The organism is Desulfosediminicola sp. (genome assembly GCF_048381775.1).
Classification (GTDB): Bacteria; Desulfobacterota; Desulfobulbia; order Desulfobulbales; family Desulfocapsaceae; genus Desulfopila; species Desulfopila ganghwensis.
In genome coordinates this window covers 47569-67978 of the sequence record NZ_JBLXGE010000006.1, presented here as the reverse complement: position 1 = coordinate 67978, position 20410 = coordinate 47569, and the positions used below count along the sequence as shown (strand labels likewise).

General features: G+C 50.1%; 18 protein-coding genes and 1 tRNA gene. 12 read left to right on the top strand and 7 right to left on the bottom strand.

Annotated features, from left to right (window positions below; all coding sequences use genetic code 11):
• Positions 1 to 571 precede the first annotated feature (571 nt).
• A tRNA-Arg gene (locus tag ACN5NT_RS11330) sits at positions 572 to 648 on the bottom strand.
• Between the two features lie 296 nt (positions 649 to 944).
• Here ACN5NT_RS11330 and ACN5NT_RS11325 point away from each other — a divergent pair.
• Positions 945 to 1730, top strand: a complete 786-nt coding sequence (locus tag ACN5NT_RS11325; protein ID WP_419175513.1) for an outer membrane beta-barrel protein — start codon at positions 945 to 947, stop codon at positions 1728 to 1730.
• Between the two features lie 79 nt (positions 1731 to 1809).
• Here ACN5NT_RS11325 and ACN5NT_RS11320 read toward each other — a convergent pair whose 3' ends face one another.
• Both ACN5NT_RS11320 and ACN5NT_RS11315 read right to left on the bottom strand, forming a co-directional pair.
• Positions 1810 to 3591 carry a chloride channel protein gene (locus tag ACN5NT_RS11320; RefSeq protein ID WP_136798710.1) on the bottom strand — a complete coding sequence of 594 codons (1782 nt, stop codon included), beginning with the start codon at positions 3589 to 3591 and terminating at the stop codon, positions 1810 to 1812.
• The gene (locus tag ACN5NT_RS11315; RefSeq protein ID WP_419175512.1) at positions 3588 to 4778 is read right to left on the bottom strand and encodes a deoxyguanosinetriphosphate triphosphohydrolase family protein; all 1191 of its coding nucleotides are present in this window, start codon (positions 4776 to 4778) and stop codon (positions 3588 to 3590) included. The genes ACN5NT_RS11320 and ACN5NT_RS11315 overlap by 4 nt, the downstream gene beginning before the upstream one ends.
• Positions 4779 to 5028: 250 nt before the next feature.
• On the opposite strand from ACN5NT_RS11315, the gene ACN5NT_RS11310 reads away from it, so the two are divergent.
• A complete protein-coding gene (locus tag ACN5NT_RS11310; RefSeq protein ID WP_275942941.1) occupies positions 5029 to 5247 on the top strand; it encodes a SelT/SelW/SelH family (seleno)protein in 219 nt (72 codons plus the stop codon).
• Positions 5248 to 5254: 7 nt separating this feature from the next.
• Here ACN5NT_RS11310 and ACN5NT_RS11305 read toward each other — a convergent pair whose 3' ends face one another.
• Positions 5255 to 5761, bottom strand: coding sequence for a metal-dependent transcriptional regulator (locus ACN5NT_RS11305; protein WP_136798712.1), 507 nt, complete (start codon positions 5759 to 5761; stop codon positions 5255 to 5257).
• Positions 5762 to 6407: 646 nt separating this feature from the next.
• On the opposite strand from ACN5NT_RS11305, the gene recN reads away from it, so the two are divergent.
• Both recN and ACN5NT_RS11295 read left to right on the top strand, forming a co-directional pair.
• Complete coding sequence (gene recN, locus ACN5NT_RS11300) at positions 6408 to 8099, top strand: DNA repair protein RecN (RefSeq protein WP_419175511.1); 1692 nt, start codon at positions 6408 to 6410, stop codon at positions 8097 to 8099.
• A 94-nt stretch (positions 8100 to 8193) separates the two neighbouring features.
• Positions 8194 to 9240, top strand: coding sequence for a thiamine biosynthesis protein (locus ACN5NT_RS11295; protein WP_419175510.1), 1047 nt, complete (start codon positions 8194 to 8196; stop codon positions 9238 to 9240).
• Positions 9241 to 9362: 122 nt separating this feature from the next.
• On the opposite strand, the gene ACN5NT_RS11290 is transcribed toward ACN5NT_RS11295, so the two are convergent.
• On the bottom strand, positions 9363 to 10307 hold the full coding sequence (locus ACN5NT_RS11290) for an AEC family transporter (RefSeq protein ID WP_419175509.1): 945 nt from the start codon (positions 10305 to 10307) through the stop codon (positions 9363 to 9365).
• Between the two features lie 118 nt (positions 10308 to 10425).
• Between ACN5NT_RS11290 and ACN5NT_RS11285 the strand changes: the two genes are divergently transcribed.
• Positions 10426 to 11223 (top strand): nitroreductase family protein, encoded by a 798-nt coding sequence (locus ACN5NT_RS11285; RefSeq protein ID WP_419175508.1) that lies wholly within the window; start codon positions 10426 to 10428, stop codon positions 11221 to 11223.
• Positions 11224 to 11309: 86 nt separating this feature from the next.
• On the opposite strand, the gene ACN5NT_RS11280 is transcribed toward ACN5NT_RS11285, so the two are convergent.
• Both ACN5NT_RS11280 and ACN5NT_RS11275 read right to left on the bottom strand, forming a co-directional pair.
• The gene (locus tag ACN5NT_RS11280) at positions 11310 to 12281 is read right to left on the bottom strand and encodes a tRNA dihydrouridine synthase (RefSeq protein WP_419175507.1); all 972 of its coding nucleotides are present in this window, start codon (positions 12279 to 12281) and stop codon (positions 11310 to 11312) included.
• Between the two features lie 45 nt (positions 12282 to 12326).
• Positions 12327 to 13598, bottom strand: a complete 1272-nt coding sequence (locus ACN5NT_RS11275; protein WP_419175506.1) for a mechanosensitive ion channel family protein — start codon at positions 13596 to 13598, stop codon at positions 12327 to 12329.
• 186 nt (positions 13599 to 13784) lie between these two features.
• Between ACN5NT_RS11275 and ACN5NT_RS11270 the strand changes: the two genes are divergently transcribed.
• The 7 genes from ACN5NT_RS11270 (at position 13785) to panB (ending at position 20242) form a co-directional block, all read left to right on the top strand.
• Positions 13785 to 15302, top strand: coding sequence for a CCA tRNA nucleotidyltransferase (locus ACN5NT_RS11270; protein ID WP_419175505.1), 1518 nt, complete (start codon positions 13785 to 13787; stop codon positions 15300 to 15302).
• A 296-nt stretch (positions 15303 to 15598) separates the two neighbouring features.
• Complete coding sequence (locus ACN5NT_RS11265; protein WP_136798719.1) at positions 15599 to 16219, top strand: SAM-dependent methyltransferase; 621 nt, start codon at positions 15599 to 15601, stop codon at positions 16217 to 16219.
• 91 nt (positions 16220 to 16310) lie between these two features.
• Positions 16311 to 17060 (top strand): YebC/PmpR family DNA-binding transcriptional regulator, encoded by a 750-nt coding sequence (locus ACN5NT_RS11260; RefSeq protein WP_419175504.1) that lies wholly within the window; start codon positions 16311 to 16313, stop codon positions 17058 to 17060.
• Between the two features lie 83 nt (positions 17061 to 17143).
• Positions 17144 to 17617 carry a crossover junction endodeoxyribonuclease RuvC gene (gene ruvC, locus ACN5NT_RS11255; protein ID WP_136798721.1) on the top strand — a complete coding sequence of 158 codons (474 nt, stop codon included), beginning with the start codon at positions 17144 to 17146 and terminating at the stop codon, positions 17615 to 17617.
• 31 nt (positions 17618 to 17648) lie between these two features.
• Entirely contained in the window at positions 17649 to 18269 is a 621-nt protein-coding gene (gene ruvA / locus ACN5NT_RS11250; protein WP_136798722.1) for a Holliday junction branch migration protein RuvA, read from the top strand.
• Positions 18266 to 19327, top strand: coding sequence for a Holliday junction branch migration DNA helicase RuvB (gene ruvB / locus ACN5NT_RS11245; protein ID WP_419175503.1), 1062 nt, complete (start codon positions 18266 to 18268; stop codon positions 19325 to 19327). The genes ruvA and ruvB overlap by 4 nt, the downstream gene beginning before the upstream one ends.
• Positions 19328 to 19405: 78 nt before the next feature.
• A complete protein-coding gene (gene panB, locus ACN5NT_RS11240; RefSeq protein WP_419175502.1) occupies positions 19406 to 20242 on the top strand; it encodes a 3-methyl-2-oxobutanoate hydroxymethyltransferase in 837 nt (278 codons plus the stop codon).
• Positions 20243 to 20410 lie beyond the last annotated feature (168 nt).

The following is a 20410-nucleotide window of genomic DNA, read 5'->3' as shown; positions in this document are numbered from 1 at the left end:
GTGGCCAGGTATTATGGCTGGGTATTGGCCGGAGCAAGTACCATAGTTTACAAAATAAACAGCGTATTAAAGGTTGCAGGGAAGATTTGACACGGTCAGGGAAGTGGTGGCGGAGAAGCCCAGGAAATTAAATCAGAAGGGAAGCTGTTTCTTTCCCTGTCAGCAATCAGGCACTGCTTCTCAGGTATATGACAACGAGACTGACTAAAAGAGCTACGAAAACAACAATTGCATAGCCTATAAAGCCTGAGAGGCGTGACCTGTCTTTCTTGTGACCCTGGTTGGATGGCAGTTCTTTGCTCATAGCGCTTTACAGGTTTTGGTTGAAATGGTTGTGGCTCGGTAAGGTCGTAACCGAGTGCATCGCTGACTCCAGTCGTGCATTAAAGAATAGGTCAATTATATGGCGAAAAATCAGAAACAACAAACCTGGAATCAGCTGAAGGGAGGAGTTGTCTGGTAAAGTAGGGCAAAGAAGAGTGCGAGTGCGAAGTAGCGGCTCTGTCGTGATCCTGATCACCCACAAAACAAAGAAGGACTTAGCACGTTGATGCTAAGTCCTTGATATATCTGGTACACCCGAAGGGATTCGAACCCCTGACACCCAGGTTCGAAGCCTGGTGCTCTATCCAGCTGAGCTACGGGTGCACAGGACGGGCTCGGGGCCCGTTGTGAGTTGTGTAATATGGTGGGTTTTATATCACAACAGTCAGGAAGGGTCAACTGCTTCGTCAGGTGGAGGAGTAGAATTATCTAAATTATTATTCCGCCATGGGGCTTTTTGGTAGCTGCTGGGGCTCTATCTTCCCTGATTACTGAAGATTCATCGAGGTTTGCAATACCCGATAGAGAAATGATATACCTGACTGGTAGGTGGAGGGGGGAGGCAGTGGCAAAGTCTTCCTGTAAATTTGTACTTTTCGGTTGGAGGGGAGGAGAACGTCATGCGTGTGCGAATAGGCATTACAATTTTAAGTCTGCTTGTTCTCTGCACCAAAGCTCAGGCGGCCTATAATGGCTGGTACATTGGCGGGGCTGCAAGTTATCTGTTTCAGGCTGATAGTGATAATGGTGGTACAACCGGCTCATTCGCTACCGGCAACGGCTCGTCTTCAATACCGGCCGGCACCCAGGTATCGGCCGGTACTCCATATGACTGGGAGACCGAATTTGACGATGGATGGGGGCTTTCCGGTGAGATTGGCAAGATGTTTGTCGATGGCTGGCGGCTCGCAGTGGAGTTGAACTATACCAGCGCCGACGTGGATCAACATAGCGGTGCTCTGCTTGGGGGAACCGATATCGGCAGCCAGGATGCTGCGCTGTTAACAGGCTCCACCAGTCAGAGTGGTGTGTCGGTGAGTCAGTTGGTGGCTGATGGCAGGGGGGATCTCTCCACCCTTGGGGTATTTTTAAATGGCTACTTCGATTTTAATAAGGAGGGAGCGTTTCAACCCTATCTTGGAGTGGGCCTCGGCTTTGTGATGGCCGAGGTGGAATTCAAGCCTTCCGGGGTGACAATCGTTGATGACGACGAGACCAAGTTCGGGTTTCAGTTCCGTGCAGGAGCCGCATACAGCATTACTGAATATACGGACATTTATGGTGAATATACCTACAGGATAACGGATGATATCGAAGTGGAAAATTCACTCTTCCCAGGGGATCTGGAAATAGAAAATGAGCAGCACCTTTTGAGTGCAGGCGTGCGCTACAGGTTTACGTATTGATCCGGTCGTTTAATGGGGAATTGGGGATGATGAAAAAGTAGCCTCAGGCAGAGGGATATGCCTGAGGCTTAATCTATTTTCATTCAGGGTTAGCCACTCTGATGGACCCGACCTTTTCGCTGATACCTTTCTTGAGTACCTGTCGGTTATAGGCGGAAATGACGCTCCTGCGCTTGAGCATACCAACGACCCAGCGGTCATCAAGCGACTCGACCACAGGAATTTCTTCGATCCCCTTGATATCGAAGAGCTGCATTGCCTTGTACAGCGAATCGTCAGGGGTAAGGGTGATTACACTGCGCTGGCAGATAGAACCGACTGTCTGGGCGATTCGTTCGCTGGTTTCCCGGTGGATGATATTTTTTATATCACTCATGGAGACAATACCGACCATGCGGCCACGGTCGTTGACCACCGGGAAATAGAAACCACTCTTGGCCTGCGCGAAAATTTCCAGCATCTGGTTAATGTTGGCTTTCTCACTGATGAAATCAACATCTTCGGTAATTGCCGAACCAACCTTGAGGGTTTTCATTATCGAAACCTCACGGCCTTCATGCAGATTAATGCCTTCCCTGGTGAAGTCCACAGTATCTATGGAGTCTTCACAGAATTTCTTAGCCACGATGGTACCAATGATGGAGACCAGCATAGCGGGAACGATAATGCGGTAGTTGCCGGTCATCTCAAAGAGCAGAAAAATAGCGGTCATCGGCGCATGGGTGGATGCTGCCAGGAAGGCACCAATTCCGACGGAGGCATAGGCACCGGAGTCGGCGGTCATATCGGGAATCATTCTGTTGACGATGGCGCCAAAGGTGCCCCCGATCATACTGCCGATAAACAGAGCAGGGGCAAAAACGCCACCGGCACCGCCGGAGCCAAGCGTAAGTGCTGTGGCTATCATTTTCAGGAAAATCAGCGCGAACATCACTTTGGTGATTCCTTCACCATAAAGTACATTCCCCATGAATTGGTACCCATCGGCCATTACCTGTGGGAAGAAGATGGCGATCACACCAACCAGGAAAGCTCCGGTAATTGGTTTGATCTGGGCCGGAATAGGCAATACCTGGTATTTGTCCCGGATGAAATAGAAGATCTTCAGATGAAGTACGGCAGCGAGTCCGATAATGACGGCCAGCAGACAATAGAGTGGTATCTCGACGAAATGGTTGACCACATCGTAATCTGGAATGACAAATACGCTGGTCTCACCAAAGTAGGCACGGGTAACAACAGTGGAAATGGCGGAAGCTGTAATGAGGGCAGCGAATGAGCGTACCTCGTAGGTGCCAAGCAGGATGATTTCCGCGGCAAAAAATACGCCTGCAATGGGGGCATTGAACATCCCGGCAATACCACCTGCAGCGCCGGCAGCGATATAGACCTTCATCCTGTTACTGTTTACCCCGAAAAACTGGCCGACCTGAGAACCCATGGCTCCACCGATCTGAGCGATAGGCCCTTCGACGCCTGCAGAGTTGCCGGTACCGATGGTGAGCGCGGTGGAAATGATCTTTAGAAATATGGTACGGGCTTTGATATAACCGCCTTCAAGGTTCACCTTACGCAGGAATTTGGGGAGCCCGTAACCATTGATCTCACCGGGAAAGAGCAGCGAGAGGGGGATCAGCAACACCATGCCGAGCATGGGGATAAGTGGCAGTAACAGCAGGTTCCAGCCGCCCTGGTCGATACCGAGCAGTTCCTTGCCACCATGCAGGAAAAATCTTTCGAAAAGTTCTACCACGGTGCGAAAGAGAATGTTCAGCAAACCGGCCATCAGACCAATGAAGGTCGCGATAATCAGCATGCGGGTATTTTCGCCGGGGAGCAGTTTGCGGAGTTGTGAAATCATCGTTTTACCGGAATGTTGCAGCCGATTTCAGCTGCTTGATGTAAAAAATAATCATCCGTCATTCCCGCTATGAAATCACGCACCATGGCTGCAGCCTGGCCAGGCTGGTAGCAGTGTGCCGCATCGCTCATGAGGTCAACTTGAAGAGTACTGGCGGATCTGTTTTCTGCCTGTTTGCAGTAGTGGGCGAAGAGGGCCCGATAACATTCCCTTATACGAGGATAGTCTTGCTTGGTGGATGGCGCAAGATAGATTCGCTCGTAGTTAAAGGCTTTGAGTTGGTGAAGGCGTTCAGACACATCGTGGCTGAAACCTATGGCGCAGGCTTTTGAGTGGTCGATTGTTCCAGGGGCCGGGACAGTGCTGTTCGCAATAAGGTCTGTTACCAGATTATAGACGATGGTACCGTTGGTCTCGCCAAGAATTTCACGGCACTCAATCGGTATCTCTTCTCTGGTAATAAGGCCCAGGGTAATGGCATCTTCGATATCACGACCAATGTAGGCGATGGTATCCGCAAGGCGAACTACGCAGCCCTCGAGGGTCGCAGGTGTTAAGCCCTGGCTGGGATCGGCTTCCTTGGTGCGGTACTTTTCATCAAACCCGGCAAAGTCAATGTCCGGTTGGGGTATAAGCGCTCTGGAGTGGACTTCACCGTCATGGCAGAGTATGCCGTCGAGCGTTTGCACCGAAAGATTCCAGCCGCGTCCTTTACGTTCTAACTTATCGAGAAATCGAACGGACTGCAGGTTATGCTGGAAAAGCGGGAGACCATGTTCATCACAAAGCTCGGCTAAAAAAGATTCTCCATCGTGGCCAAAAGGCGGATGGCCGATGTCGTGGCCGAGAGCGATTGCTTCGATGAGGTCTTCGTTCAGGTGGAGAAACCGGCCTATGGTGCGGGCGATACGTGAAACAAGCTGTACATGCAGTACCCGGTGGGTGATGTGATCATTTTTAACAAGACAGAATACCTGGGTCTTATCGATGTATCGGGTGTATGCCCTGGAGTGCAGAATACGGTCGGCATCAAGGGCAAATTGCTGTCGGTATCCTTCTCTGCTTTCCTGTTGTCTGCGTGAGGCGGATGAGCTAAGTGTTGCGAGCGGTGAAAGCCTGTTCAGCTCTTCATCGTTCAATATTTCCAGGGTGGAAAAAAGCTCGTCCTGAAGCATTCGGCCCGGCATTTTCTGATCCTTGATTATACAGAGTTTGTTTATGGGGATACCCATCCCCAAAAAAACCGATTATTGTACTGCTACTGGCTGAAAATGCACGTGTAAAAAAGTGCTTTATCCTGTCGCCGACAAAGATTATTTTATTTGCGCCGGGAAAACTCAGCTGCAAGTGTAAAAGAGTGATTGGTTTTTTTGATTATCCCGCAGACTTTAAAATTTTACAGAGATGGTCACACGTTGTCCACAACAAGGTATTGCTATGAAAATAACGATTGAATACTGCACAAAGTGAAACTACGAACCACGTGCCTCAAGTTTGAAGGCGGAATTGGCAAAACAGTTTGATGCGGAGGTTGAACTTCTTGCCTCCGGTGGTGGGGTTTTTGAAGTTTCAGTCGACGGAACCCTGGTCTTTTCAAAGAAAGCGTTGAAACGTTTCCCGGAAGATGGGGAAGTGGCTGGTCTTATCACCAAATGAGACGATTTTAGATTTTGGGGTCGGTCTTATCCAGACAATGTGAAACGCATTTCTCACAGTCAACCCTGGTCATACCCTGTTGACAGAAATCGCTGAACCCTCTGAGGAGGTCATCTCCGCCACGTGGGCAACGCTGGATAAAATCGATAAAACTGATCATTCGTGAAATGATTTCGGGCGGTGCGGCATGTTCTATCTTGCAGGCGCCCTCCTCTGCTATTTGTTCGTCGAGAGCAAGTACTTCCGTGAAAAAACGCTTCAGGGTTACATGCCGGAAAATTACGTCTTCGGCAACCTTACGCCCTTTTTCGGTCATGGTGATCGCTTCATACGGGGCGTAGTTGATGAGACCTTTTTTGGAGAGTGCCCGAAGCGCCTCAGTGACAGATGCGCGACTTACACCCAGGCGTGCTGCAATTTCTTTACTGCGTGCGACCAGCTTCTCGTCAACGATGTGGTAAATGGCTTCAATATAATCTTCCAGGCTTGCGCTAAGTGTTGGTTTCTTTTTCATGATGGGTTGTTACGGGATATGGGTCTTGGGGAACTCTGATGATATTGAAAACCGGTTGCCAGGATTTCACTCCCTTGTTATAGGGTTGTAACCTACCGCCCTTTGCCAAGCGAGTCAAGCCGGATAGGCCGGATATTTAGTGAATTTCAATCGGTTTCCCGGATTGTGCGGATGAACAGTGGGTAATTCCGGGGCGAGTCCTGTATGATCAGCAGGAAACTGTTCGGATTTTGTCTGGTTTTCACCTGGATTTCTTGTCAGTTCAGGTTGCTTCGTCTTGAGAGTTTTGGCTTGAGACTACAGGTGCCTGCAAAGTCGGGGTGTAGAACCATAATTGGGCGTACCTGTTACAGGAAAAATGTTAACAAAGATCACCCTATATGGCCTGTACTCTTTGTTAACAGTGTGGAAATATGACACGTACAGTTCACCGAACGAGAAATCCGGCTCTCAAATGTCATTGTGGAATGAAAACAATGTTCGTAATGATTTAGGGTTAAGGATTGTTGGTTACGTGCATGCTGATGAAAAAAAGTAGGGTAGTTCAAGATTCATGCTCGCAAATATTGGATATTGCCCGGGGTTGACACCTGTGTGGAAGGGAATTCCGGAGACTAAGTATTACAGATATTTTTAGGAAATTGAGATGCTTTGCGAATTACGGGTTCAAAATCTGGCGTTGATCAGCTCCCTTGAGTTGAACTTTGAGGAGCATGACGGTGGTGGTCTCGTCGTTATGACAGGTGAGACAGGTGCGGGTAAATCAATCATGTTGAGAGCCATTCACCTTCTGACCGGTGGACGGGCTTCAGCTGACTGGATTCGCAACGGTTCAGGCAGCTGTGTGATAGAGGCTCTCTTTGAAGTGAACCCACGCCACAGGGATCTGCTTTCGCGTCTGGATGAGAGTGGTTTTGGCGAGGATACAACCGTAGTGATTAAGCGGGTGATCAACCAGAGTGGCCGCTCAAAACTGTATGTGAATGGTTCGCTGGCAACGGTTAAGCTGGTCTCAGCCATTACTGCAGATATGTTGAGCGTGGCCAGTCAGCATGATCACCAGAAATTGATGCAGACAGCCAACCACCTTGATTTTCTGGACACCTATGGCGAACTGATCGAGGATCGTCAGGGGCTGGCTAAAGTATATGATCAGTGGCAGACGCGTCTGGCGGAGCTGGTCGCTTTACACCAGCAGGAGCAGGATAAAGAGCAGCGTAGGGATTTTCTCAAATTTCAGTTGGAGGAGATCGAGCAGGCGGCCGTTGTCCCTGGTGAAGACGAAGAGCTTTCCGCAGAAAAGAAGAGGCTTAAGAGTGCCAATGAACTGATCAAGATCAGTAAAGAGAGTCACTATCTTTTTTCAAACGAGATTCTGGATTCGATGTCTAAGCTGCGGCGCAACCTTGAGCAATTGGTTGCACTTGATCCCCAGGCCGAGAAGATGGCGGAGGAGATCGGCGGATTGACCTTCCAGGCCGAGGATTATGCTACGGAGCTGCGCCATTACCGTGACGGTCTGGAGAGTAATCCGATTCGTCTGGAACAGGTGAGCGAGAGGCTGGATATTCTCCATGGCCTGAAGCGAAAGTACGGCACTACCCTGGAAGAAGTTATCGAATATGGCGAGAAGGCACAGCACGAGCTATCCAGAATTGAAAATATGGATCGTGAGATAGCGGAGCTTGAGGCCCAGGTTCAAAAACTTGAGAAGCGTGCCACCAAACTTGCAGCAGACCTCTCGAAAAGACGCAGAAAGGTTGCCGCGGCCATGGAGAAGGCAATGGGGGTTGAGCTCTCGTCGCTGGCCTTTAACCAGTCAGGCTTTGAGGTTCGATGGCAGGGGCATGAACAGACTTCCGATAATTTACGGGCAGTAGGCTGGGATAAAATCGAGTTTTTCTTTTCCGCTAATCCCGGTGAGCCGGCACGCCAGCTGGTTAAAGTCGCCTCAGGTGGTGAGTTGTCACGCCTGATGCTGGCGGTAAAGTGTCTGCTTGCCAAAAAGGATATGGTGGATACTGTAATTTTTGATGAGGTCGATGCCGGTATCGGTGGTGAAGCCGCCGAGGCTGTGGCCAGGAAGATCAAGCAGCTGTCCAGTCATCATCAAGTGTTTTGTATTACTCATCTGCCCCAGATCGCTGCCCGTGGAGATCTGCATTTTCAGGTTTCAAAAGAAGTTGAAGAAGGCAGAACGCAATCCTCGGTAATACAGCTCCCTCACGATCACCGGGTTAAAGAGTTGGCACGCATGCTGGCTGGTGATTCGGCAACTGAGCAGACCCAGGCCTGGGCTCGGGAAATGCTTGAAAGAGAGCAGGAAGTTCAGCAGTAAACCGTTACTAACAGCCAAAGACTAGATACTCACGCAATACAGGCTGGCTGTTCGAATGGTAGCTGTATGCTTGTGCAATTTTATATAGGTAATTATGACGAAGGTTAAAGCGCTGTCTCTATTTTCGGGCGGCTTGGACTCTATTCTGGCAACTCGAGTTGTTATGGCGCAAGGGGTTGAGGTCACTGCGGTAAAATTTGTTTCACCTTTTTTCAATTATGACATTCTAGATGATATAGAAGGGTATAAGGAACAAGTCCGGGATAAATATGGAATAAACGCCATGGTTGTCGACATCAGTGAGGAATACCTCGAGATGTTGCGCCAACCGGCCTACGGTTTCGGCAAGAACTTCAATCCCTGTGTGGACTGCAAGATTTTCATGGTCTCAAGGGCCAAGCAGATGATGGCCGAACTGGGAGCGTCGTTTCTTATCACCGGCGAGGTCCTGGGGCAACGGCCCATGTCCCAGAGACGGGATACCCTGAATGTGATAAGCCGTGACTCCGAAAGTCGCTCCATTTTGTTGCGGCCGCTCTGTGCCAAACTGATGGCGCCTACTCTCGCCGAGGAAGAGGGGTGGGTTGATCGCGAGAAACTACTGAACTTCAGTGGCAGAGGTCGATCAAGTCAGATAGCGCTGGCCAAAGATTATGGCATCACCGACTTCCCCTCGCCGGCTGGAGGCTGCACCCTGGCTGACCCTATTCTCAGCAGGCGGATCAAGAATTTCTATAACGACGGCTTTGTCGTAAAATCGTCGGATATGACGGTTACCGACATCCTGCTGCTGCTGGTTGGCAGACAGTTCCTGTTGCCGGGTGGTGGTTGGCTGATGCTGGGCCGCGACGAAAAAGATAACACCAGACTGTCGTCGCTTGCCGAAGAGGGAGATGCCGTGTTGGGGATGGAGCAGCAGCCCGGGCCGATAGCTCTTCTGCGCCGTGCCGATACTTTTTACGCAGGCCCGGAAGATCTCCAGAAGGATCTGGAACTTGCCGCAAGCCTGGTGGTTCGCTATGGTAAGAAGATCAAAGGTAAACCGCCTGAGGCGGATGTTACCTACAGGCTGGCAGGAAAGAAGGAGACGATAACTATCGGGCCGATTGCCGATGAAATTTCCCGTGCCTGGATGCTCTAGTACACTCTGGGTTCAGTATTTGTTAAGGTAAGCAGCAAGGGAATTTCAATATCTACAATATCCGTAAACCGCTGATCAGGTGTGACCTGGTCAGCGGTTTTTTTATGCCTTTTCGACTGGTTCTATACATTTAGTATTGAAAGCAGGTAGAGCAGTCCTGTATAGGTAGCCACCGAGCAGAGCGAAGAGAGCATGATGATGGTGCCGGTTAACTCCACATCGCTCTTTAACTGTTGAGCCATGATAAAGGCGGCCGTTGCGGTGGGGGCGGCCAGCAGGATGATGCCTACTCCGAGATCCTGGCCGGTGACTCCAAGTGCGAGAAGCAGGGGGATCGCCACCAGCGGCATGACAATTATTTTCATGATGGTGGCCAGGCTTGCCGTTACGATGTCTCCCTTCAGCCGCTGTGGTGAGAAAGAACCGCCAATGGCGATCAAGGCCAGAGGCAGTGCCATACCGGCTATAATGTCCATGGAACTGTCGATAACTGCGGGCAGTGGCAAATCGAAATAGCTCCAGGCGATGCCGAGAAAAGATGAGATGATGAGCGGGTTGAACGCAAATTGGTACATCCAGAAAGCCGAACCCATGGTGTGATCGGAAGATCTCATCGGCAGCAGCATGGCCATGACTGCCAGAAAATTCATGGGTGGAACCAGAAACCCGATAATGATACCTGCGGTGGCAAAGCCGGTTTCACCCCAGGCATTGAAAATGATAGCCAAACCAAAATAGGCGACATTGCCCCGAAAGATTCCCTGGCAAAAGGCCCCGAGTTTTTGAGGCGGATATTTCCTGAACAGCCCGTAGCCATAACTGAGGATTGCTGAAGCCACGATAATGGCCAGCACGCCGAACAGCAGCCGGGGGTTGAAGCTGGCCTGAAAGTCGTTCGAGGCGATTTTGTGAAACAGCATGGTGGGCAGTGCCACGTAAAAGACCAGTCTATTCAACTGAAAAAGAAAACTGGCATCAATCAGTCTGGTGTGCTTTAAGCAGTAGCCGACGACAATTACCAGAAAGACCGGCAGAACTATAGAAAAGTTTTGTAGTAAGGTGGACATGGGGCATGCTCTGGGAGATGAAGGGTTAGACGATAGTCGTGCAATATATGGCATATTTCCAGATGATATGGAACCCCCAAAAAAAACAGTTTGTTGAATTACCAGCAATGAGGTGGATGTGAACCCCGTAATTGATTCGATTTTGCAACGCCGCTCAGTGAGGGCGTATAGTGACAGGTTAATACCTCAAGAGGAGAGGGAGCTGATTATTCAATGTGCTATGCGGGCTCCGACAGCAGGCAACATGATGCTCTACTCCATTATCGAGGTCACTGATCACGAGAAAAAAGAGCAATTGGTCAAAACCTGCGATAACCAGCCATTTATCGCCAAGGCTCCCTTTGTTTTACTTTTTCTTGCCGATATGCAGCGTTGGTATGACTATTACCGATTAAGTGGTGTGCCGCAGCTTTGCCGGGAGCAGGGAAGAAGTTTTAAGCAACCTGAAGAATCCGATCTTATGCTGGCCTGCTGCGATGCATTGATAGCTGCACAGAACACGGTGGTGGCAGCCGAATCTCTGGGGATTGGTTCCTGCTATATAGGAGATATCATGGAAAACTATGAGGTCCATCGAAAGATGTTTCAGCTGCCTGACCTTGTTTTCCCAATTACCATGCTCTGTTTCGGTTATCCCAAAGATGCGTTGCTGGGCAAGCCACTCACACCAAGGTTTCCAAAAGAATCAGTTGTCTTTACCGATACCTATCAGCGACTTGATGAGCGTGGTTTCGAGAAGATGTTTGATGAGCGTATCGCCAGGGAGTTCGCTTCCGGGCGTTACCTGGGGGACGCGATCAACCCGGGCCAGCATTTCTATCTCAAAAAGACCGGCTCCGGTTTTATGCGGGAGATGCGCCGGTCGGTGAAGACGGCGCTTGCAGCGTGGAATTCAGCCAGTGAAGGACGCAAGTAGCTCCAACCCTGATTTCGCATGGCAAGTTCGGGTGAGTCTTCAGCCATGAGCGAGGGTGGTCCCCGAAGCAGTCTCCCGCCAAGTCCTTATTCGAACATCATCTCCACCGCATCCAGGAATTGCTCCTCGGTGCGGGCTTTCTTGATTTTTTTAAGCGCTTTTTCCCTGCCGGGAAATGAGCGATAAAGATAGAGCCAAAGCTGTTTCATTTTACCGAGTAAATGGCCGGGGCCTGAGAGCTGCTGCCGGTACGCATCGCAAAGTTCATCGTGAAAAGCACGTATCCGTTCTTTCTTTCTCTCCTGGTCGGCGGGTGGCAGCCCTTTCAGCTCTTCGGCCAGCAGGGGATTCATCAGCACCCCCCGACCGATCATCCATTTGGAAATCTGCGGAAACCTGTTGGCTAAGTACAGGTAATCATCCAGCGAGTTGATATCGCCATTGTAGGCAACCGGGTGCCGGGTGAGCGCAAGGCAGTCGGCGAAGCCGTCCGGGTCGGTTTTGCCTTTATACATCTGCTTGCCCAGGCGCGGATGAATGATGATCTCTTCAAGCGGGTAGTCGTTGAGTCGTGGTAGCAGGGTGATGCTTTCATCCTTTTCCTTGAAGCCCAGCCGCATTTTGATTGAGAGGGTGGCGCCAAGTCTGGGCAGTACCTCGTCGAGTAATTCAAGAATTTGTTCAGGATAGGGGAGCAGGCCTGAACCGCGCCCTTTGTTGGCAACCATCGGGGCGGGACAGCCGAGGTTCCAGTTCAGCCTGGTGTATCCAAGATCCTCGAGTCGCAGGGCGAGATCAATAAATTCGCCTGCATTGTTGTTGAGTAACTGCGGTATAACCTCAATGCGGGTGTTATCTTCGGGGAAGAGGTCTGCAAGCAGTTTCTTTTTATTGCTCGGGTTTTTTTGAGGGTTGATGAAAGGTGCTATGGCGCAGTCGATCCCCTTGAAGTGATCAAAAAAGACGTTCCTGAACAGCACATCTGTAATTCCCCTCAGCGGGGCCAGGTAAAGAAAGGGTGTTTGGGGCAGGTTGCCCCCGGGTACATCATTTGACATAGTAATAACAATAAGAAACTGGTTGCTTGGATTGGCTGGAAAACCCTAGTTGACAAGCTCGTTGGAACGACTGTTTATGGAGCGCAGGTCATGGCCGCTGGGGGCCTGGAAAATGCGCAGGCCAAATTCGGGTACTGCTGCCAGGAGATGGTCGAAAATGTCAGCCTGAATTGCCTCATAACTGGCCCAGGCCTGGTCCTTTGAGAATACATAGATTTCAAGTGGTAAACCTGTATCGGTGGGCGCGAGATGGCGGACTAGAAACGTCATATCTTTATGAATATTGGGATTGTTGCGCAGATAGGCAATGACATAGGCGCGAAATACTCCGATATTGGTTTGTCGGCGAGAGTTGAGAGACGTCTCTTCGGTACCGGTAGAGCAGTTGTTGAACTCTGTGATTTCGGTATCTTTAGCACTGAGATAGTCTGAGAGAAGTGTAACTTTACGTAATTTTTGCAGGGAAGCATCATCGATAAAGTGAATGGAGCTGATATCAATGTTGAGAGCTCTTTTGATCCTTCTGCCTCCCGATTCGCTCATGCCACGCCAGTTTTTAAAGGAAGATGAGACGAGCGCATAGGTGGGGATGGTCGTCACGGTCTTGTCCCAGTTCTGGACGCGGATACAGTTGATGCCCATATCTATCACATCTCCGTCGGCACCATACTGCTGCATTTCAACCCAGTCACCTATTCGCACCATGTCTGTCGAGGTAAGTTGTACAGAGGCAACAAAGCCGAGTATGGTGTCTTTAAAGACCAGCATAGTCACGGCGGTGAGGCCACCAAGAACAGAGATGATGCCCCAGGGAGACTTGCCGGTGAAGATTGAGACGATGAAAATGGCCCCCACAATGACTGTGATTATCTTGCCCGCATCCGTGTAGCCGCCCAGGGTGCTGCCTTTGTGCTTTCTCAGGATGCGATGAATATCATTTATGCAGGAGAAAATTGAAATCAGGCAGATCACCGCGATTACTACAAAGCCGCTCATGATCAAACGTCGCGCCAGAGCATATGCGGGGCTCGAAGCATCGAGAAAAGCGTCAACTGCAACTGAGAAAATGGCGACAGGTACGAACCAGCTGAATTTATCAAGCAGCCGATTCTTGGCCAGAGGGTCAGACCAGCGATAGCGTTTATTGCTGATCCACCTTGAAACCGCTGCCAGTATGGTCTTTTTTACCAGCCATGTTGCGACAAATGCAGCCAGCAATGCGCAGCCCAGCATTATTGCTGTGGCCAGGGATATTGCCAGGGCTTCGTTAAGCTTTAAAGAGATGAGGGCTGAACTCAGCCATTGCAGTGTGTTCATAGCTTTTTGGTTGTTGTTTATAATGTCCCATCACGTCACTTTTTTGGGGTGCGACAGGGAGTGATGAAAAAAATCGCTCCTTGGTCATCTATCTCAACATGGCAGGACTGTTCATAACCTGATGAATATGGTATGCTGGAGCGTTAAGCGGTCGTTCAGAGAAAAGCATCACTATAGTAGATGAAGATGAAAAAAGAAAGCAGGCTGCAACAGAGAATTATTGATATTGAAGGGCTTGTGCGTCGTGTACCCCAAGAGGTGATCACGGCTCTCATGTCGCTTTATGATAAGAGTGGCACGCCTATGTATATCGTGGGGGGGCCGGTTCGTGACTGGTTGCTGGATCTTGAATGTCACGATTTTGATATAACCGTCCCTGACGGAGCTGAGCTACTCTGCCGGGAACTGATCAGGTTGCTGGGCGAGGGTGCATATGTGCAACTGGGTACGGATGATGAAGAAGCTGCCCGGGTTGTCTGGCGTGGCTTTGACATCGATGTGTCATCTTTTCGGGGCGGTGTCGCGACCATAGAAGAGGATCTGGCGTTAAGGGATTATACCGTCAACGCTATCGCTGTGAACCTCGCTGATGCGGTGAAGGGAAGCAGTGCGCGTACGCCCGACTATATGCTTATAGACCCCCTGAATGGTGTCCAGGATCTGTTCAACCGTCGCCTGAGACACTGTCCGAACGCCTTCGAAGCAGATCCGCTCAGGATGCTGCGTGGTTACCGGTTTGTCGCCACTCTGGGTTTTGATCTCGCTCCGGATACTCTCGAGGAAATTCGCGAACAGAGTGATGCAATCTGTCGGATCGCGGCCGAGCGGATTCGCTATGAGCTGGACAAAATTATGGCCACAGATTATGCAGCTGAAGTGCTGTGGCAGATGGATGAGTCGGAAATTCTCTGTCAGTTGCTGCCCGAGTTGTATGAAGGCATTGATGTCGAGCAACCCGATTTTCATCATCTGGATGTTTTTCATCATAATTTCCAAACGCTGCACGAGATGGAGCAATTGCTGGCGGTTCCTGGGAAAATATATCCGGATTGCAAGGATGAGGTTATTGCCTACACTAAGGATGGCAATACACGCAGATGTCTGAAATGGGCGGCGCTGCTGCATGATATTGGTAAACCGGCTGCTATGGGCGAGGCCCGCAATGGTTCCCGGGTGACCTTTTATGGCCATGATGAAATAGGCCGGGCTCAGTTTGAGGTTATTGCCAGAAGGCTCAGGTGGAGTAATGAAGATCGTGAGCGCACCGGTCACCTGGTAGCGATGCACATGCATCCTTTTCATCTCTGCAATGTCCGAAGAGGTGAGAAACTCACCCGTCGGGCTGCACTGAAGCTGTGTAAACGTGCCGGTGATGATTTGCCCGGGCTTTTCCTGTTGGCCATGTCAGATAGTCTGGCAAGTCAGGGGGAGTTAAAGCCTCAAAGTATGGAAAAAGAGCTGGTAGAGCTCTATAGTGAGTTGACACAAATTTACAGAGAGCATATTCTGCCCGCGCTCACCGGTCCACCGCTTCTGGGCGGCAAGGAACTGATAGATGAATTCGGCCTTACTCCCGGGCCTGTTTTTAAAGAGATTCTTGGTGAACTGGAGATGTTGCAGGTCGAGGGAGTGATTGAATCAAAAGAACAAGCAGTGAGTTGGGCCCGACTATATATTGAAGAGCATGGGGTAAAAGAGGATTAGCCCGAATCGCTCATGAGCATATTGTCGTAGCAATGGCAGACTATATGTTCTCAATGCATTGATAGTATCGATAAAAGTACGGAGATATCGATAAAATGCATTACTGGAGGCAAGCCCATGCGGTGCCGTTTTCTTCTGCGTCCTGGTTGCAAAAATAGTTCGCTAGTCTTTACAACCATAGATTTGAATCGGACACCGCCTGAACTAATGAGAAATCCGGGCCAGGTTGACCGCCTCTCCAGGTAGGAAAACAGGCCCCGTTTCGCCTTGTCAAAGCATAGCAAATGGACTAAAAAGTGCGTAAAGTTAAAGATTATTATGCCCAAAAGGCAAAAAAAGAGAAATATCCGGCCCGCTCCGTTTATAAGCTTGAAGAGGCTCAGAAAAAGTACAATTTTCTGCGTCGGGGAGACAGTGTGCTCGATATCGGTTGCTATCCTGGTAGCTGGTCGATATATGCCGCTGAAATAGTAGGTCCCAAGGGAGTCGTGGTTGGCGTTGATCTGCAACAGGTCGAAGAGGCACCTCGGCCGGATAGCGCACAGATCCATTGGCTATGTCAGGATATCCGTGACGAGGATTTTGTAAAAAACGTTCGTCGCATTCGACCTACTTTCAGGGTGCTTATTTCTGATATCGCTCCAAAAACAACAGGGAACCGCTGGTCCGACGCGCAACAATCCCTGGCGTTGGTTCAGGAAACCCTGCGGATTGCTGATTTACTTTTGCTTCCAAAGGGGCATTATATCGTCAAAGTCTTTCAGGGCGAGGATTTTCCGGGTTTTGTCCAGGAGCTGAAGCAACGGTTTGAGATGGTCAAGGTGCTCAAACCCCAAAGTTCCCGGGTAGAGAGCAGGGAAGTTTTCGTGCTTGGCATGGGCTTTAAGAAAAAGAAGCCGAAACCGGGCGAAAAATAATTCAATTGAGTGTGAATCGAAGACAAATTGATAGGCCGGAAAATGTCCGGTTATCTTTTTAAAATCAAGAATATATATCACAGGAAGAGCTATGGCTGGACATTCTAAATGGGCAAATATCAAGCATAAAAAGGGTGCTGCTGATGCCAAGAGGGGTAAGATCTTTACCCGTCTGATTAAGGAAATCACTGTTGCCGCGCGTATGGGCGGTGGTGATATAGATGGCAACCCGAGGCTGAGAAGTGCAGTGGCATCTGCAAAAGCTGAAAATATGCCCAAAGACAATATCACCCGCGCAATCAAAAAGGGCACCGGAGAGCTCGAGGGTGAAGTGTACGATGAGATCCTCTACGAAGGATACGGACCTGGTGGCGTTGCTGTTCTGGTTGAGTGCATGACTGACAATCGTAACCGTACAGTTGCTGATATCAGGCATTACTTCTCCAAAAGCAATGGTAACCTTGGCGAGTCCGGTTGTGTTGCGTGGATGTTCGATAAAAAAGGATTGATCCAGGTGGACAAGGCAACCATGAGCGAAGATGAACTCATGGATGTTGCGCTTGATGCAGGTGCTGAAGATGTGGTGGAAGAGGACGAGCAGTTCCAGGTTCTCACCGCGCCCGAGGATTTCGATGCCGTTCGCGAGGCGATGGAAGAGGCTGGCGTTGCCATGCTCAGTGCAGAGGTTTCCATGGTTCCGAAGAACACTATTGACGTTACCGAAGAAAATATTGCCAAGTCACTCATGAAGCTTCTTGATAGCCTCGAAGATCATGACGATGTACAGAATGTACACGCTAACTTCGATATCGATGACTCTCTTATGGAGAAACTGTCCTGATACTGAATGCATGGTCAGAACAGTGATTATGACAGGGGCACAGGAGGCAATGTGCCTTTTGTGCCCCATGTCGGTATAAATAGATGGAACGTATTTTAGGTATAGATCCCGGCTCCAGAATTACAGGCTACGGGGTTGTTGATGCCGCCCCGGGCAGACTGCAGTTTGTGGCCTGCGGAACAATTCGTACCAACACCAAGAGATCCCTGGCGTATCGGCTTAATGAGATCTTTGAGGGGATAAATGAGGTTATTCAGCTTCATAACCCTGTAGTAGCTGCGGTTGAAGATGTTTTTCTCTCATCGAACCCCAGTTCCGCCTTAAAGCTTGGCCATGCCCGCGGGGCAGCGGTGGTCGCTGCAATGCAGAACGGCCTGGATTCGAATGATTACAGCGCCCGGGCAGTTAAGCAGGCGGTCGCTGGTTACGGCCAGGCAGACAAGAGTCAGGTGCAGCATATGGTTCGGGTTCTGCTCGGGCTTTCTGCCTCACCAAGCGCCGACGCGGCCGATGCTCTCGCCGTAGCTATCTGTCACTCCAACCAGTTTCGCTTTTAACGGGAGCCGATGCTCCACCAAAGAAAACTCTATGATTGCAACACTTACAGGAACAGTACAGGCATTGTATTCCGATCGGGCCGTAATAGATGTGGGCGGCATCGGTTACGAGGTCTTTCTGTCCAGCGATGGGGTGTCCCGTTTGCCCGAGAAAGGCGGCAGTGTATTTCTGCACATTCACACCCATGTGCGTGAGGATGCATTTATCCTGTTCGGTTTCCCGAAAGAAGATGAAAAAGAGCTTTTTCTGATTCTGAAAACTGTGTCCGGTATTGGCCCCAAGGTGGCGCTTGCCATGCTCTCCGGCATGCAGGTCGGCGATCTCTGTCAGGCGATCATGGAAAAGGATATAAAGCGGTTGACCACGTTGCAGGGTGTGGGGAAGAAAACCGCCGAACGTCTTTGCGTCGAATTAAAAGACAAACTTGGCCATCTCAGTTCGGCAGCGACGCAGCCGGCAAAAGGTCAGGTTTCTGTTATCAACGGTGGTTCTGTGGTTATGGATGCCATCTCTGCGCTGTGTAATCTTGGCTATAATGACCCGGTGGCGCGGGATGCGCTCACTTCGGTGAAACGGCGGTTGGGTGATGAGGATTTTGCCGCTTTATCGGTTGAAGAGATGATAAGGGAAGGATTGAAGGCATTGGCATGAACTTCGAAGAAGACATTCAGGCAGATGGCAGACTTGTTGATCCTGAACCGATCATTCGTGAAGGCGGCAATGATAACGCCCTGCGACCTAAGAGACTGCAGGAATATATCGGGCAGGAGCAGGCCAGGAAAAGTCTCAATATTTTTATCAAGGCAGCTCTCGGCAGGCGGGAACCGCTTGATCATGTGTTGTTTCACGGTTTTCCGGGGCTTGGCAAAACTACTCTTTCGTATATCATCGCCAATGAGATGGGGTCCGGAATTAAAGTTACTTCAGGCCCGGTAATCGAGAAGCAGGGTGATCTGGCAGCCATTCTCACCAGTCTGCAGGAAGGCGATGTGCTCTTTATCGATGAGATACACCGTCTCAACCACGTGGTGGAAGAGGTGCTGTATCCAGCCATGGAAGATTTTCAGCTGGATCTGATTATCGGCCAGGGGCCAGGTGCCCGCTCCGTGAAGATGGATCTGCCACGCTTCACCCTTATCGGGGCAACCACCCGGACAGGTCTGCTTACGCCGCCTCTGCGGGATCGCTTCGGTGTTATCCTGCGTCTGGAGTTTTATACTCCTGAAGAGTTGGTGGCTATAGTTCAGCGTTCAGCTACGATTCTCGGCATGGTGATAAATGAATCCGGAGCGCTGGAGCTTGGCCGCAGATCGCGGGGGACTCCCCGAATCGCCAATAGACTGCTCAGGCGCGTACGTGATTTTGCCGAGGTTGGCGGTCACAAGGTGGTCGACCGTGAGGTGGCTGACGCTGCGCTGAATATGCTTGGGGTTGACCGCTTTGGGCTTGATGAGATGGATCGTCGTATTATGCTGACCATCATCGATAAATTCCAGGGCGGGCCGATCGGTCTTGAGACCCTGGCAACCGTGGTGTGTGAAGAAAAGAACACCCTGGAAGATGTCTACGAACCGTTTCTGATCCAGTCCGGATTTTTAAAGCGAACTCCACGCGGCAGGGTGGCAACGGTCATGGCTTATGAACATTTTGAAAGGGCTCAGCCACGTACGGGGGCTATGCAGCAGCCTCTTTTTGGCGAGAGTCAGTAGATTGAGATATACTGATTATGTGCTATCAACACCTTTTGGTGGTGAGATTAAATAGAATCATAATTTTTTAAAAAGAGTATGCGAAAAAATATACAAGACTTTCAAGGCATGAAAGAGGCGGGCATAAAAATCTCCATGCTCACCGCTTATGATGCATCCATGTCCAGCCTGCTTAGCGAATGCGGTACTGACATGCTCCTGGTTGGAGATTCACTTGGTATGGTAGTGCTTGGTTATGATTCAACTGTACCGGTTACCATGGAGCAGATGGTGCATCATGCATCCGCTGTTCGCAGGGGGGCGCCCGATATCTTTGTGGTGGGCGATATGCCTTTCGGATCTTATCAGACAGGCATTCGTGACGCTATTAATAATGGTCTGAAATTCATCAAGGAATCTGACTGCGATGCAGTGAAACTCGAAGGAGGCCAGGAAGTCTGTGAAGTTGTATCGGCTCTGGTCCGCTCCGGAATTTCGGTGATGGGACATCTGGGGCTCACGCCACAGACCGCTTCACAGCTTGGAGGTTACAAGGTTCAGGGCAAGGAATTGCCTGCAGCTGAAAAGATGGTTGCAGATGCCAGAGCTTTGCAGGACGCAGGTGTCTTTGCTATTGTCCTCGAGTGCGTTCCCGAGGAGTTGTCCACCCTGATTTCAAAAGATCTCAAAATCCCGACTATCGGTATCGGCGCCGGCGCAGGGTGTGACGGCCAGGTTCTGGTTATAAACGACATGTTGGGGATGTTCGAAAAATTTACCCCAAAGTTTGTCAAACACTATGCAAAACTTGCCCCGCTGATGAAGCAGGGGGTGCAGGAGTATCTCGCAGAGGTGAAGAGCGGTACATTTCCAGCAGCCGAGCAGGGCTTCAGTTGCGCAACAGATTATTCCTCCATATTTCGGGAAGAGGAATGAATCAGTTTTGACAGAACCTGGCAAAGTTTTTTAAGCCGCCCGGTATGCCGGTCGGCTTTTTTGTTTAGTAACAAAAAAATAATCCTTACAGTGGTGCTGGCATCGTCAGTGTTATCTGTCCGGATGAGGGAGTCAGACGTAAGTAATTGCCTGTTGTCGGAAAGAGTC

What these genes read in the sequence shown, in the direction of transcription:
- ACN5NT_RS11325 (WP_419175513.1), top strand. Translation starts at nt 945, where the DNA reads ATGCGTGTGCGAATAGGCATTACAATTTTAAGTCTGCTTGTTCTCTGC.
- ACN5NT_RS11320 (WP_136798710.1), bottom strand. Translation starts at nt 3,591, where the DNA reads ATGATTTCACAACTCCGCAAACTGCTCCCCGGCGAAAATACCCGCATG.
- ACN5NT_RS11315 (WP_419175512.1), bottom strand. Translation starts at nt 4,778, where the DNA reads ATGCCGGGCCGAATGCTTCAGGACGAGCTTTTTTCCACCCTGGAAATA.
- ACN5NT_RS11305 (WP_136798712.1), bottom strand. Translation starts at nt 5,761, where the DNA reads ATGAAAAAGAAACCAACACTTAGCGCAAGCCTGGAAGATTATATTGAA.
- recN (WP_419175511.1), top strand. Translation starts at nt 6,408, where the DNA reads ATGCTTTGCGAATTACGGGTTCAAAATCTGGCGTTGATCAGCTCCCTT.
- ACN5NT_RS11295 (WP_419175510.1), top strand. Translation starts at nt 8,194, where the DNA reads ATGACGAAGGTTAAAGCGCTGTCTCTATTTTCGGGCGGCTTGGACTCT.
- ACN5NT_RS11290 (WP_419175509.1), bottom strand. Translation starts at nt 10,307, where the DNA reads ATGTCCACCTTACTACAAAACTTTTCTATAGTTCTGCCGGTCTTTCTG.
- ACN5NT_RS11280 (WP_419175507.1), bottom strand. Translation starts at nt 12,281, where the DNA reads ATGTCAAATGATGTACCCGGGGGCAACCTGCCCCAAACACCCTTTCTT.
- ACN5NT_RS11275 (WP_419175506.1), bottom strand. Translation starts at nt 13,598, where the DNA reads ATGAACACACTGCAATGGCTGAGTTCAGCCCTCATCTCTTTAAAGCTT.
- ACN5NT_RS11270 (WP_419175505.1), top strand. Translation starts at nt 13,785, where the DNA reads ATGAAAAAAGAAAGCAGGCTGCAACAGAGAATTATTGATATTGAAGGG.
- ACN5NT_RS11260 (WP_419175504.1), top strand. Translation starts at nt 16,311, where the DNA reads ATGGCTGGACATTCTAAATGGGCAAATATCAAGCATAAAAAGGGTGCT.
- ruvC (WP_136798721.1), top strand. Translation starts at nt 17,144, where the DNA reads ATGGAACGTATTTTAGGTATAGATCCCGGCTCCAGAATTACAGGCTAC.
- ruvA (WP_136798722.1), top strand. Translation starts at nt 17,649, where the DNA reads ATGATTGCAACACTTACAGGAACAGTACAGGCATTGTATTCCGATCGG.
- ruvB (WP_419175503.1), top strand. Translation starts at nt 18,266, where the DNA reads ATGAACTTCGAAGAAGACATTCAGGCAGATGGCAGACTTGTTGATCCT.
- panB (WP_419175502.1), top strand. Translation starts at nt 19,406, where the DNA reads ATGCGAAAAAATATACAAGACTTTCAAGGCATGAAAGAGGCGGGCATA.